The sequence below is a fragment of the Streptomyces roseochromogenus subsp. oscitans DS 12.976 genome (assembly GCF_000497445.1).
GTDB classification, from domain to species: domain Bacteria; phylum Actinomycetota; class Actinomycetes; order Streptomycetales; family Streptomycetaceae; genus Streptomyces; species Streptomyces oscitans.
The window spans coordinates 71123-84300 of the sequence record NZ_CM002285.1; the positions used below are offsets into that span (position 1 = coordinate 71123).

At 67.7% G+C, this 13178-nt stretch carries 13 protein-coding genes and 5 pseudogenes; 9 read left to right on the forward strand and 9 right to left on the reverse strand.

The features are described 5' to 3' along the window. Positions 1-172: 172 nt before the first annotated feature. The 5 genes from M878_RS97190 to M878_RS97195 all read right to left on the reverse strand — a co-directional run bounded on the left by M878_RS97190 (position 173) and on the right by M878_RS97195 (position 3060). Entirely contained in the window at positions 173-349 is a 177-nt protein-coding gene (locus M878_RS97190) for a hypothetical protein (RefSeq protein ID WP_023544113.1), read from the reverse strand. A 5-nt stretch (positions 350-354) separates the two neighbouring features. Then, on the reverse strand, positions 355-975 hold the full coding sequence (locus M878_RS50990) for an acyltransferase domain-containing protein (RefSeq protein WP_078630140.1): 621 nt from the start codon (positions 973-975) through the stop codon (positions 355-357). A 116-nt stretch (positions 976-1091) separates the two neighbouring features. Further along, positions 1092-1481 carry a VOC family protein gene (locus tag M878_RS50995; protein ID WP_031223510.1) on the reverse strand — a complete coding sequence of 130 codons (390 nt, stop codon included), beginning with the start codon at positions 1479-1481 and terminating at the stop codon, positions 1092-1094. Positions 1482-1940: 459 nt separating this feature from the next. Then, positions 1941-2222 carry a hypothetical protein gene (locus M878_RS51000; RefSeq protein WP_209445476.1) on the reverse strand — a complete coding sequence of 94 codons (282 nt, stop codon included), beginning with the start codon at positions 2220-2222 and terminating at the stop codon, positions 1941-1943. 175 nt (positions 2223-2397) lie between these two features. Then, the gene (locus M878_RS97195; protein WP_158692605.1) at positions 2398-3060 is read right to left on the reverse strand and encodes a hypothetical protein; all 663 of its coding nucleotides are present in this window, start codon (positions 3058-3060) and stop codon (positions 2398-2400) included. Positions 3061-4406: 1346 nt separating this feature from the next. On the opposite strand from M878_RS97195, the gene M878_RS51005 reads away from it, so the two are divergent. From M878_RS51005 to M878_RS46455, 3 genes are all read left to right on the forward strand, one after another. Further along, the gene (locus tag M878_RS51005; RefSeq protein WP_023544118.1) at positions 4407-4772 is read left to right on the forward strand and encodes an LppU/SCO3897 family protein; all 366 of its coding nucleotides are present in this window, start codon (positions 4407-4409) and stop codon (positions 4770-4772) included. Positions 4773-5058: 286 nt separating this feature from the next. After that, positions 5059-5136, forward strand: a complete 78-nt coding sequence (locus M878_RS99210; RefSeq protein ID WP_245238350.1) for a hypothetical protein — start codon at positions 5059-5061, stop codon at positions 5134-5136. 115 nt (positions 5137-5251) lie between these two features. Continuing rightward, positions 5252-5680, forward strand: a complete 429-nt coding sequence (locus tag M878_RS46455; RefSeq protein WP_031223512.1) for a VOC family protein — start codon at positions 5252-5254, stop codon at positions 5678-5680. 69 nt (positions 5681-5749) lie between these two features. Here the strand turns inward: M878_RS46455 and M878_RS51010 are convergent. After that, positions 5750-6218, reverse strand: a pseudogene (locus tag M878_RS51010) (transposase); the annotation flags it as partial. A 1265-nt stretch (positions 6219-7483) separates the two neighbouring features. Here M878_RS51010 and M878_RS97200 point away from each other — a divergent pair. After that, positions 7484-7630, forward strand: coding sequence for a hypothetical protein (locus tag M878_RS97200; protein WP_023544121.1), 147 nt, complete (start codon positions 7484-7486; stop codon positions 7628-7630). 270 nt (positions 7631-7900) lie between these two features. Here the strand turns inward: M878_RS97200 and M878_RS000000101640 are convergent. Next, a pseudogene (locus tag M878_RS000000101640) lies at positions 7901-8104 on the reverse strand (ribonuclease domain-containing protein); the annotation flags it as partial. Positions 8105-8454: 350 nt separating this feature from the next. On the opposite strand from M878_RS000000101640, the gene M878_RS51015 reads away from it, so the two are divergent. The 5 genes and pseudogenes from M878_RS51015 (at position 8455) to M878_RS98175 (ending at position 11996) form a co-directional block, all read left to right on the forward strand. Next, positions 8455-9429 carry an ATP-grasp domain-containing protein gene (locus M878_RS51015; protein WP_023544122.1) on the forward strand — a complete coding sequence of 325 codons (975 nt, stop codon included), beginning with the start codon at positions 8455-8457 and terminating at the stop codon, positions 9427-9429. A gap of 276 nt (positions 9430-9705) precedes the next feature. After that, positions 9706-10121 (forward strand): annotated as a pseudogene (locus M878_RS98170) (transposase); the annotation flags it as partial. Positions 10122-10288: 167 nt separating this feature from the next. Beyond that, positions 10289-11132: pseudogene (locus M878_RS51025) on the forward strand (IS5 family transposase). A gap of 91 nt (positions 11133-11223) precedes the next feature. After that, positions 11224-11785, forward strand: a pseudogene (locus tag M878_RS93225) (transposase); the annotation flags it as partial. A 22-nt stretch (positions 11786-11807) separates the two neighbouring features. Next, positions 11808-11996 carry a hypothetical protein gene (locus M878_RS98175; protein ID WP_023544126.1) on the forward strand — a complete coding sequence of 63 codons (189 nt, stop codon included), beginning with the start codon at positions 11808-11810 and terminating at the stop codon, positions 11994-11996. On the opposite strand, the gene M878_RS000000100950 is transcribed toward M878_RS98175, so the two are convergent. Together M878_RS000000100950 and M878_RS99220 are read right to left on the reverse strand one after the other, a co-directional pair. Further along, positions 11997-12560 (reverse strand): hypothetical protein, encoded by a 564-nt coding sequence (locus M878_RS000000100950; RefSeq protein ID WP_023544127.1) that lies wholly within the window; start codon positions 12558-12560, stop codon positions 11997-11999. It lies immediately after the preceding gene. Positions 12561-12581: 21 nt separating this feature from the next. Then, complete coding sequence (locus M878_RS99220; protein WP_023544128.1) at positions 12582-12734, reverse strand: hypothetical protein; 153 nt, start codon at positions 12732-12734, stop codon at positions 12582-12584. Positions 12735-13178: the final 444 nt, after the last annotated feature.

Below are 13178 nucleotides of genomic sequence, written 5' to 3' on the forward strand. Positions count from 1 at the left end.
GGAGCAATCGCGTCGACGGCGGCGTCCCGCACCCCATCCGGCCCCGGCGCACCCCAGGTGGTGCGCAGCCGGGCACGGTCCGTAGCCTCGATCAGCTCGTCGCCCAGCCGTACGTCCTCCAACAGGTACGCGTCGTCCGCGGCGGCCGTGGGAAGGTCGGTCACGCGAGCAGCTAGGCGGCGGCCGGCAGGGGGGTGACGCCGCGGAACGAGACGTCACCCCAGTCGCCGACCGGACGCTCCCGAGTGGTCTCGCGGGTCGCCGCGGGTGCGACGGCCGCGGCCTCCTCACGGTAGTGCTCGGTGTCCCAGGCGTAGAGCGGCAGCGGCAGACGGCGCCCTGGTACCAACGGCGTCAGTCGAGGCGCGCTCCGTGCGTGAACAGCCGACTGGCAGCGCGGGCCATGCGGGCCGCCTCGGACTGGTGGCGGCGCAGCGAGGCGGCGGTACGGGCCGTGGCTCCGGCCACGGTCAGCGTCTCCTCGATGGCGGCGGTCAGCACGGGGTGCGGGCTGATCTCCAAGGAGACGTGGTCGCCGACCGCGGCCATGGCAGCGGCGGACTCGGCGAACCGCACCGGGCGGCGCAGATTGTCCATCCAGCAGCAGGCGTCCAGTTCCGGGCCCGTGAGCGGGGCGCAGCACACGGTGCATAACATGCCGACCGCGGGCGGGCCCGGACGGATCTCGCCGAGTGCCGCCGTCAGTTCGGGGCGCAGCAGGTCCACGTCCCGGGAGTGGGAGGCGACGTCGACGCTCACGGGGCGGCAGAAGACTCCGCGCTCGGTGAGCTCGGCCTCGATGGCGCGCAGGGTATTGAGGTCGCCGGCCAGGACGCTGGAGGAGGGCGAGTTGACGACGGCGAGGGACACCCGGCCCCTCTTTGCCCTCGGCGAGCTCGCGCGCCGGGCCGACCGCAAGCTCCACGACGAGCGATCAGCGACAGTCGTTGGGCCAGTCGCCCGAGAACCGGTCACAAGCGCGGTCTAGGTCTCAAGTGGCCTTGATGTCCGCGTGGTCGACCGCTCCAGCACCGTCAGCTGAGGCCACTCGTGCTGCCACCACGCCGCCTTGGCCTCATGCGGAATGCCGGTCAGCTGAGGTAGTCCGCGCACCCCTCGTCGTCGAGTTCGAACGGGCCCTCAGGGATGATGCAGAACTCATTGCCCTCAGGGTCCGCCATCACCAGGAACCCGCCGTCGGCGTACTGCTCCAGCCTGCGTCCGCCGAGCGTCTCAACCCGCTGCTGCTCGGCGGCGGGGTCGGGTGAGCTGACGTCGAAGTGCATTCGGTTCTTGCCCGACTTGGGTCCGGCGGCCTGCTGGAAGCCCAGACCCAGGTCGTTCTCTCGGCGCAGCCATACGTAGGGGCCCATACGGCCTACGATCGGCCTCCCGAGCAGTTCAGACCAGAACGTGGCAAGCCGCTCCGGGTCGCCGGCATCGACGATGAGGGCATTGATCCGCATAGATGAGTCCGCCATGCCCTGATCCTCTCAAGGTTGCACAAGGCCGCTCAGCAGCGGGCTCCGGCCAGGGAGAACGACCTATAGACCACGAGGTTGCACTGGAGTACTGGCAGCCCGGAGAAGGCGAGCAGCCGGACCGGCATCAAGATCGATCTCGGCGCCAACGACGGCTCCGTTCATCCCCGGCGCCGGTCGTCGTCACACACCCGGACACGTCGCCACACACCCGGACACGCCGATGAGGGGTTCTCGGAACTCGAAACATTCTGGACCCGCCTGATCAACATCTGTCGCCCGAACTCGGTATCAACCGTTCTCGCCCCACCCCGACGAAGCCACCCAGGCAATAGGGGCTGACTTGGATGCCCGTGCGGCCGAGCGCGCCATACTTCATCACTGTCCTTCAGCGCCGGCTTTCGATGCGGACCTGCACACTCGCTCGCGGCTGGATTGATCACCCCGGGGGCTTGTCGGCTACTTCGATTCGGCCGTGCCCGTGGGGATCGACATGGCCTGGAGGGCGGCGACCGCGCCGGGCCAGGCGATGTCGCCGGGGTAGAGCGCGGAGAGCAGGTAGGCCCAGATGAGGGCGCGTAGCGCAGCGACGCGTTCGGGGTACTCGTCGGTCGTCTCCTTGCCGTCGTACGTGGCGACGCCGCCGAGGGAGTGTGTGGCTCCCAGAAGCGTCAGGAGGCTCTTGGAACCGGGGCTGAGGCAGTAGGCGTCAGCGCGCCAGTCCGTGCGCTCGGAGAACACGGGCGGCCGCCGCACCCTGCAGGCGGCCATTGCCGCGTATCAGGAGGCAGACCAAGCGCTGCTCGCGCCGCTCAGCGCGCAAGTCCGCAGCGCACCTCCGCGAGGCACTGGCGAGCGTCGTCAGCCACTCGCGCCAACACCGCGAATAGCAGGCTGATCGGCCTTGCTCGCCGGACTACACCCACACCACGAACAGCAGCTCGTCGCCGGCGAGCGCGCGGGGCCAGAACCGTGTCACGACCTCGTTCAAGCACCGGGCATAGCTCAATCCTGCCGTGATGGCGGCTCTGCTCGCCGCCCAGCGAGCGAGCCAGGTCCGCGACGACCTCACAGTCCGCAACGACCCACCCTGGAACAGGCCGTCGCCATGACTGCGATCTGCGGCTCTGTTGAGCGATGCTGAAGATGAGATGTTCATGAAGGCGACATTCTGGTTGTCGACGGGGCGAGGTGAAATGACACCGGCGGCCGCCGGGATCGTCGTGAACGTGGTGTCGGTTTCGTCGTCACTCTGTCGCGTGCGTCTCGGTGGTGGCGACGCGGGTGGAGGACTCGTCGACGATGCCCTTCTCCTCGGTGAAGGCGGCGACGAGGGACTGCCAGGCGATGTTGCGACCGAGCGAGGCAGGCCGCGGCTGGTGAGATGAATCAGGTGGACGGCGTCGTCAGAGAACAGGGTGTCCTGCCGCCCGGCGATGGTGAGGTGGTGTTCGATATAGCTGGCGGTCTTCTCCTTGGCCAATGCACGGCATCGATAGCTGATCGCGATCCACTGGTCGAGGGCCGACGGAACGCCGCGTAGAGGGCTTTGGCGGCGGTTCGGTGTCTCGGTCGTCACCGGGCGGTGCGTCATCGTCCACGAACAGGATCAGGTCGATGGCGCCCGTGCGATGGAGAGCGTCCAGTGCGGCACCGAGGAGGGCGCGGCCGAGTCCATCGTCCTCGTGCGGCGGGCTTGAGACCGATCCACCACAGAACTCCGGTGCCCTGTACGGGGGTTCCAATGGTGGCGTCGGCGAGGGTCTCCCTGTGTGTTCGGTGATGAGGAGGCGGCGAGCGCCGGGGGTGGCGGGCCCGGTGTCGCAGCGGTCGAGGTGGGGCAGCTCAGGGGCAGGGAGAGTGCGGCGGTGCATGTAGCGCCACAGGTCGGTTCCGGCGCACCCGACAGCCCTGAGAGCGGCGTGGGTGGCGGGGCGGTGGCGTACGAGGAGAGCTTCCAGACCGAGGGTGAGAACTGTGGCGAACTGGAAGGCGTCCAGGGGCCGGGGGCCATCTCCGTGTCGGCGTGGCCGAGCAGGGCACGGGCCACGATCTCGTCCTCCCGGCAGCGCAGACGCAGGATCACACCGAGGGCGCCCCCGGGGGCTCAGCGCGTAGGAGAGATGACACCGGGAACGGCTCCGGCGGCGTCGTGGCCACGGACGTGGAGGGCGGCCGAGTTCGGCCCACCATCCGGCATCCACCCCCGAGCGGCCTTCCAGGGCATCGGCGGGCATGGCGGGGGGCGTGGTGGCGCGCTGGCCGGACAGCCGGTCGGCGTTGGCCAGGTCCAAGAACGCCACCTGATCGGTCGGGCATAGCGGCCCAGGCCAACGCCGAGTACGGGGCTCGCGTACACAACCATCGCGCGGTACTCCTCATCAATGTCCAGAAAGCCGGCAGTGGGCCACAGGGAGACACACCCAGGGGCCTTCCTGAGGCTGTGTCGAGCGAGGTCAGGCCGGTAAGGGCGGCGCCGTGCTCCCCCGGCAGCCACTTCTCAACGGCGGCCACGGCAAACAGAACGGACGGGTCTCGCTCGCGGGCAAGGTGACCGGGATCGATCAGTCCGAAGCCGCGGCCACTGAAACTGCGCGATGCCCACTGCGGACCAGATCTCAGAAACTTCGGCAGTGGGCTCAGGATTGGGTCAGCGACCTCGAGCAACGGCTGAGCACGGGCATGGACAACGATGGGTGACTCACGCAGGGGCACATCGTCTGGAGGGGCTTCGACCGTCGCACGCAGGCTCTTGATGAGCGGAAATCGTCCGGCGTGCCCAGAGCCTGAGCGGGGCCGTCAGCACGTTCACCTACGGGCCGCCGGGAATGCCCTGGTTCGGCAGGCGAGTTGGGTGCCGCCGCTCGACTTCGGTTAGTCTTCGGCGCTCAGCACAGATCATTTCCATGATTTCGGGGGAATTCCTTGGCCACCCTGCCGCCGCTCGACGTGTCCCAGCCGGACCGCCGCAAAGTCATCCGAAATAGGATCATCCTTGGACTCTTCGTCGTGTCCATCGGCGCCTCCATCGCGGTCAACGGTTTCAGCAGAGGCCCAGGTGACGCCGACAGCGTGCAGGCGGGCGACTGCTTCGAGAACACCGGCACCGAGAAGGATCCCCACATCAAGAAGCACGACTGTGGTGACGCCCACGCCGCCTACAAAGTGCTGAAGCGGTTCAAGAACGCCGTCACCGACATCTCCTGCTGGGATGTGAAGGGAGCGACGGGCTCCCTCACACAGGTCGGCTCGACGAGTTACGTCGTATGCTTCAAGGAGAACACCCACTGACATGTGAACGAACGACATCCGCTGTCCCGTCTCGACATACTGCGTTTCGCCCGCCGTGTCATGGCGCAGCAGGCCATAACACAACTGGCCCTGATCGCCCGGCGGATCGCAGACGAGGAACAACGGGACGCGGGGCGACAAGCCGCTGAGGCTCGCCAGGCCACGGCGGCGCAATGGCCGATCCAGTACGACCTCAACCTGGCCAACACGGACGCTGTGCACATCGGTGACTGCTGGGCGGCGGCAAAGAGCGGTCAGATGCCGGCCGGTGACCCGCGAGCAGGCGGTGAAGACGCTCCGGCAGCAGGTGCCAGGGTGTACGCACTGCTGCCGCCCGGACACCGAGCTGGGCCTCCCCGGCTGAGGGCTGTCCCGTAACTGATCTTTGGCATGAGGGTGGTTGGTCAGGACTGGATCCTGGGGACCACCGGTGGGCTCCGCCGCCAGGTGCGGCAGACTCCCACTGCTATGGTGCGCCGGTGTCAGAGATCAAGAAGTTCCAAGTCACCTTTGACTGCGCAGAACCTGAGCGCCTCGCTCGTTTCTGGTGCGAGGTGTTGGGGTACGTCGTGCCGCCGCCACCGGAGGGGTTTGCCACTTGGGAGGATTTCAAGCGCTCGCAGCCACCTGAGCAGCGGGATTCATGGTTCGCCTGCAGTGATCCCTCAGGTGTGGGCCCGCGACTGTACTTCCAGCGCGTCCCCGAAGGGAAGGCCGCCAAGAACCGGCTGCATCTTGATGTGCGGGTCGGCACCGGGCTCGTGGGCAAAGAGCGCCTCGCCGCACTTGAGGCCGAATGCGCACGGTTGGTCCCGCTCGGCGCGGTACACGTGCGAACGCTGTATGACGGCAATGATTCGTGCATCCCGATGCTGGACATCGAGGGCAACGAGTTCTGTATCGACTGAGCATTCTCCGAGCCGAAGAGGCGGGGAGCCGCCTCCTTCGGACCTCTCTGGTCCCGTATGGGGCAGGAGTTATGCCGTGAGGGCGGGGTTGTGCAGCCGGGCGATGCCGAGCATGGCGGTGTGAACGCCGTCGCCCTTCAGACGGCAGTCGCGAAGGATCTTCCAGGCCTTCATCCGCGCGAAGACGTGCTCGACGCGGGCCCAGACCTTGCGGTGGGAGGTGTTGTCCTCGTCCTTCCAAGCTGGCAGTTCGGTCCGGCCGCGTTCACGGCGGTGCGGGATGAGCAGGCCGGTGCCCCGATAGCCGCCGTCCGCGATGACCGTGACCCGGCCGACGGCGACCTTCGCACCGGAAAGTTCCCACGCCTTGCAATCGTTGCGGTTGCCCGTGACCGGCCTGCCGACGGCGGCGGCGAGTCGAGTGTCGGCGTCGATGACAACCTGGTGGTTGGTCGAGTACCGGTAGTTCTTCGGCTGCTCGGCAACCGTATGATCCCGCGTGGGGACCAGGGGTGCCGTCGACAATCAGGTGCAAATCGTGGTCACCGAAGGCACCAGCCTGCGCCTCCAATGGGCCACCGCTGGCAAAGGCGTCGTCCCCCTGGGCTGAACCGGCCGAGCTTCGGCCGGGCCGGGCGCCCGCCATCTGCCGCCGCGGCCCGGCTCCGCCGGTACGAGGACTGGCACACGGCATACACCGTCGCGGTGAGGATCGTGTTATCGGGCCAGGCTTCATGGCCACTGTCATAGTGGGCACTCCAGCCGCGGCCGTCACCCGTCGGAGCACTGGCGTCCAGGGGCACGCGGGGGTTTTCGATCTTGGCTCCACCTCCCGGGAGGACGGTTCCCGCCCGACACCGGACTGTGCCACCGCCGTACACCACGCTGCCCCAACCTCCATTATCGGCCTGGTTTCGAACAGTGAACGTCTTCTTGACCACCTGTGAGGCCGCCGCACGGGTACCAGGACCCGCCGTTCCGGGCGCGGCAGCCGTCGCAACCGCCGAACGCCTACGACAGCGGCCGTGGTCAAACCCACACCCACGCAAGTCCGCACAACGCGCAAACGCATGAAGAGTCCTCCCCAGACCGAATGAGACAGATGCAGCGTGAGACAAGCTGCAGCACCAGCCGATGCCAGTCCCGCACGACGCCATCCGTCGCCACCGCACCCGCTCCAGTCGAAAGAGTGATCTCGACTTCGTCCGGCTCACGGCCTGCCCGTCTCGTTGACATCTCGGCGGCCGAACCCTGGTTCATACGCCGCCGACAACACGAGCCGCTCGAGCTGAGCGGATAGCGACTAATCACCGGGTGCTCAACAGGCTCCAGGAGCTGCACCCGCGACGGCCACACCACGTTGCGTGCACCCATGAGCAGCGGATCCAGGTGCGCAGGACACCACGCAAGGGACGTGTCACACAGCCGGTCGATCTCGAAGACCGCCGCCTCGGCACACCGCTCCGGATCGTCCGGGCCGCTGACCCGGGCGTCACACGGGAAGGACTTGTCTGCAAGTTAGTCATTCACGCCCGCAGAGTGGCACCACCCGCGCCCGACCCCCCTGCCCGGCCTGCCGCCTCCCCACACGGGGCACGCACCCGTCACAGGGCACAGCAGGCTCGGCTCGCTCATCTGTACGGAGCGGAGTAGGCGCATACGACCACGTTGACCAAATCTGCCTGCGGCGAAAGGCACTTCTCGACGTCAGCGCCGCCTTTTGTCCACCTACTTCGGGCAGTTTCCCGGGAGATCCGGCCACGCGGTCGCACGCCGGACGGACGGGAAGCGGGGAGCAACGTCATGGACTCACGCGGCGGCAACTACCGGCAGCAGGCGCGCTACTTCGCGCCCAAGGCTGCGGACCTCGATCAGCTCCTGCTCCTGCTCCTGGAGGCGACGCACGGCCCACCGTACGGCAGCGCGCTGGGCGTCGCTCGGCTCGGCTAACTCATAGACCACGCGGACGAGTTGAGTAATCGAGGTCAGCAGCGGGGCGCCGTCGACGGCGCTGCGCCCGGCGGGTTCACTGCGCAGGTGGGCGAGTACCGCCCGTTGCACTCTTCCCATGCCCCGTGGCATGGCTCCAGGATTCCGTCACTTCCGCTCGGCGAGCGCGAGGCGTGTGGGCGATGGGTACAGCGGGGACAGCTGCCGTTGCGATAGCCACCCGGCTGACCAGCTCTGCAAACCTCAGCGGCCGTCCGCTGGTGGTGGGGCTCAGCACATTCGGGTGAATGTTTGGTACCTGTCACTGCTGTACCGGGCCGCACCATCACTGCCCGTGACAATCCGCTCCGCATCCCGGCGCTGGCCTGGATTCTTCCGGTTGACGTCCCACGCCTGATAGTGAATCGGGTTGCCATTGCCATCGGTTCTGGGGGACGTTCCTTCGCGATCGTCCCACGTAGCCCCAGCAAGGGCGGAGGCAGGCGGAGTTGATGACGATGCTGGTGGCGACGTCGGCCTGTTCGGCCAGAGCCAGGCTGCTGCCGGCGGTCACTGACAAATCCGCGAACGATCACTGGATGGGTGAAGCGTTGACCTGGGGAGCAAGTGATCGTTTCAGGATTTGTGACTGTGGTGCGGTGCGTCTCTGCACTGGTGTTTTCGTGGAGCTGCGTAGCTGGAGAGGCTCCCGTGAGGGCCGAAGGGTGAAATCCCCCTCCGGCTACTCGGCGATGGTCTGCTCGACGCCGCCGCATACGCAAGACTGGTCGACTGACCCGCTTGGCGCCGGTCCTGTGCCGAGGGGGAGAAGGGAGAAGAGACGCATGGTGGATACGACGACGGCGCCGACGGCTGCCGACGTCTGGCTGCTGGCCCGGGAGAACCCGTTCCCTTTATTGCGCTCGACCCAGGAGCTGGTTGACGCTCTCGGCGTGGCGTACGGCGACCGCTTCGTCTCCTGGCGCACCGACGAGCTGGTCTTCGGCGTCCAGGGCGGGAAGCTGTTCCTGCGCACCCTCGGCGGTCTGGACGTGCCCGCGCCGAAGGTGGTGTGCGTGCGGCAGGTGCCCGGCTCCATGCGCCACGACCGTGAGGTGACGCTGCTGCGGCATTTGGAGCGCATGGAAGCCGTGCTCCTCAACCCACTGGAAGGGCACATCGCCTCACGGAACAAGGTGTGGCAGCTCCAGGAACTGGCCCTGGCTGGGCTGCCCGTGCCCGACACCCTCTCGTACGCCACCGCGCCCCTGGACGGCGTGCTGCGCATCCGGGGTCTGGATGCTCCGTACGTGGTCAAGGCCGTCAACGGCTACCAGGGGAAGCGGGTGTTCCTCGCCTCCGACATGCCCCTGCTGCGCGACCTGGCGGGCTCACTGGACCAGAAGGCACCGCTCCTCCTCCAGGAGTACGTGACCGCTTCGCACGGCCGTGACCTGAGGGTGGTCGTGGTGGACGGGAAGCCCGTGGGAGCCGAGGTGCGTACCTCCCCCAGCGGTACGCTCGTCTCGAACCTCGCCCGGGGCGGCCGTCCCACCCTGTGCCTGGGCCGCCATCCGCGGGCGGAGGCCCTGGCCGTTGCCGCGGCCCGTACGGCCGGGCTCGTCATCGCGGGCGTGGACCTCCTCTTCGACTCCGAGGACTCGGACGACGAGGACGCCTTCGTCGTCTGCGAGGTCAACTCCGTGCCCGGCTGGCGCCCGGGGATGACGGAGGTCGTGCCTGCCGTCCTCAGGACCGTCGACCGCGCCCTGCGGACATGGTCCGCTCACAGCTCCTTGCCCGGGGCCGACGGACCCTGAGCGCGGCAGCTGCGTGTGATCGACCACGACGGCAGGAAGGTCCTCGCTGTCGAAGTCTCCGGCGGGGCCAGATGTATGCCTACCGCGACGGACAGCGCGCGGAGTTCTGCGTCCGCGTCGGCCCGAACACGCTGCTCGCACGCCACCATGAGATCGCCGCCGGATTCCGGCAGGCTCCGACCGTCACAAGGTTCTGAAAAGTTGTGTCACATCTCCTTTCTGCAGGTCACGGCGTTATGAGGTGGGCGGCGGGACATGAGGGTGATGAACGCCCACTGGATGTTCGTGGCCACGTCAGGCTGCACGTGGCAGCAGTTGCCGTCAGCGTCGTTTGGGCCGTCGGCGGCGACGGCCCACCGGTGTTTCTCCGAGTGGACGAAGGCCAGGGTGTGCGTCAAACCCCACCGCCTGGTCCTTGACAAGCTCGGTTCTCGCGGAGAGTTGGACTGGTCCCGATGCGCGGTCGACTCGGTGAACATGCGGGCCTTGAAAAAAGGGGGACCTGACGGGCCCGAATCCTGTAGACCGGGGCGAGTACGGCATCGAAGATGCACTTAATCACCGAGCGGACCGGTCTACCCCTGTCCATCAGTATCGCTGGGGCGAACCTGCACGACAGCCAGGCCCTGATCCCCCTGGTGAAGGGCATACCACCGATCCGCTCCCGCCGCGGACGCAGACGGCGCAGGCCCTGTGAGGGTACTGAACCGGTCGCGTTTGTCGGCGCAGATGGTGTGACGGGTGGGGTTGGTAGTGGCTTGCGCCTGTCTCATCCCTGGACGCCCCTGTCTGTGCCGTGCTTCCGCGGGGCAAGATGCACGCCTGAGCGCACGCCCCCAACCGGCAGTACGTCCAGGTCATGACGGCACGTCGCGCGTATCCGAGTGATCTGTCCGATGCCCGTTGGGAGTTGATCGAGCCGGTGCTGTCCGCTCGGCGCTTCGAACGCCGGGGCCGGGACCCTGGACTTCGGCCGGCCGCCTCGGCACGACCTGCGCGAGATCATGAACCCGATCCTGTACGTGGACCGCACCGGCTGCCAGTGGGCCTACCTCCCGCACGACTTCCCGCCCCACCAGACGGTCTACGGCTACTTCGCCAAATGGCAGACCGACGGCATCTTCGCCCAGCTCAACGGCCTATTACGGGAGTTGGTGCGCCAGCAGGAGGACAAGCACCGCCACCCTTCGGCCTGCGTGATCGACGCCCAGAGCGTCAAGACCTCCACCCCTGTCCCCGCCAAGTCGCAAGGCATCGACGCGGGCAAGAAGATCGTAGGCCGCAAGCGCAGCATCATCACCGACACCCTCGGCCTGCTGCTCGCGGTGCTGGTCACTGCCGCCGGCGTCCAGGACTCCACCGCTGGTCGCGCCCTGCTCGAGCAGGCCGCCACCGACCACCCCACCCTGCGCAAGGTCTGGGTCGACGGCGGCTACCGCAAGCACTTCGTCGAGCACGCCGCCGCCCTCGGCATCGACCTGGAAATCGTCCAGCGCGCCCCCGGGACCAGGGGATTCACCCCGATCCCGAAACGCTGGGCCGTGGGGCGGACCTACGGCTGGCTCATGCTCCACCGCCGCCTGGTCCGCGACTACGAAACCCACCCGCACCGCTCCCAAGCCGTGATCCACCTGGCCATGACCGACCTCATGGCTCGCCCCCTCACCGGCGAGACCACCATATCCTGGCACGACCCGAAATAACCCAATCAAATCCGCATTCCGGGATGAAACAACGGGAGAAAACGACCTCTAAGACCGCGTCCTACGTGGTGAGGCGGTCGTTGGGCTGTGCATGGGGCGGGGTACGTGGAGTTGGATTGTTCCGGACGGGTTGTGGGAGATCGCGAAGCCGTTGATCCCTCCGGCGAGGGTTCGGCCGCAGGACGGCGGGACGCAGGACACGCCTGATGAGACTCTGTTCGCGGCGATCATCTGCGTGCTGGTCAGCGGCTGTGCCTGGCGGGCACCGCCTCCCTGCTTCGGCATGTCGAAGTCCACAGCCCACCGCCGGTTCCTGATCTGGTCCAGAGCCGGCGTTTGGGGCCGTCTGCACGAGGCGGTCTGCACCGGCTCGACGACGCCGGCCTCATCGACGTCACCCGCGTCGTCCTCGACACCGCCCACGTCAGGGCGAAAAGGAAGGCGAACACACAGGTCCGAGCTCCGTGGACCGGGGTAAGCCGGGTTCCAAGATGCACGTACTGTCGGACGCGAACGGACTGCCCATGGTCGAGGGTCACCAAACGAGACACGACCCTCACCACGGCCGGCACTTCAAGCCCCAGCGCCTCCACGCGGATAAGGCATACGACCGCCCGGACCTGCAGAAATGGTGGTCCGGCCCAACGGACGGCCGCGCCGGGCGCGTACGCAACGGTGCAGGACGACGGCAACATCGTCGTCTACGAGCAGGCGAGCACCACACCGCTGTGGGCGAGCGGCACCAACGCCCGCCCGCAGACCACCCACTCCGGCAACACCCTCAAGCCCGGCTGGTGGACGCAGGGCACCTACACCCGCCTGGTCGGCCCCGGACTCCCAGCTCTGTCCCCAGGGGCAAAGTAGCTACGAGTGATGCTCAGGCCGTGGATCGACGAGGGTGCCGACCCGGTTCTCGTACTCGCGGCGGGCTTTGCGCTGGGCTGGGACCGCCGGGACGCCCTGGGCGCCGTCGAGCGGTTGGCAGCGGGCGAGGAACTGGCGGTGCACGGCGGGGGCGGCGGTGACGCGGAGGGTGTAGCCCTGGCCGCGCCGCACGGTCACCCCGTGGTCGAGCGCGGCGCGCTCGGTGGGCTCCAGTTCGGTGGTGCGGAGGAAGTCGGCGACCTTGCCGGGCATGTCGAGGGTGACTGGCAGTTCCGGGGCCGGGGCGTCTTCGCGGCCGGCGGTGGTGTGGTCGGGCATGAGGTCAGCGACGGCGGTGCGGCTGACGCCGTGGTCGCGGGCGAGGGCGGCGATCGAGCGGCCCTGAAGGTAGGCGGTGCGGACGGTGTCGGTCTTGTCGGGCGGGACGGCAGAGCGGCGGCCGCCCTTGCTGCCTTTGGCCTCGGCGGCGCGCAGTCCGTCGTAGGTCAGCTCTCGTTGGAGGTCGCGCTGGAGTTCGCCGGCGGCGGCGAGAGTCTGCACCATGAACTTCACGGTGGACAGCAGTTAGCCGGTGCGCGGGTGGCGGGCGGTGAGGTCCATCGCGGAGAACGCGCCGTCGTGGATGCGCAGTGCCGCCTGGTCGCGGTGGAGGACGTCGAGCACGTCAAGGATGTTTCCGGTGCCGCGTACGAGGCGGAACATCTCGGAGATGTGCACGGTGTCGCCCGGCCGCGCGTAGTCGAGGAGCGCGCGGAACTTCGGGCGCTGAAGGGGTGGAGGCGGCTGGAGGGACCGCCGTCCTCCTCGAAGACGACCGGGTCCTCGATCTCAGCCTCCGCCAGGACGAGATTCTGCCGGGCGGTCGACTGCTGGTCGGTCGAGACCCGCCTGTAGACCAGGTTCGCCACCGAAGGGCCCCTTCCAGACGGAGGCTCGGACCCTACCTGTCATCAAACCCTGTCAGCAATTGCCATCGGATCTGATTGGATTCGGGCTGCCGCGGACCCCCGGATTGCACGGGTTCATTGGACGCGCCCGCTACCTGTCGTCAAACGAATGAAGACAGGCTTGGCAGACAGGGGTGCCGATGTCCAGGCCGTGGGTGGTCTGGACCTGGGCAAGGGGGACCGGTTATCCCGGGTCCAGTGAAGGCCGTAGTAA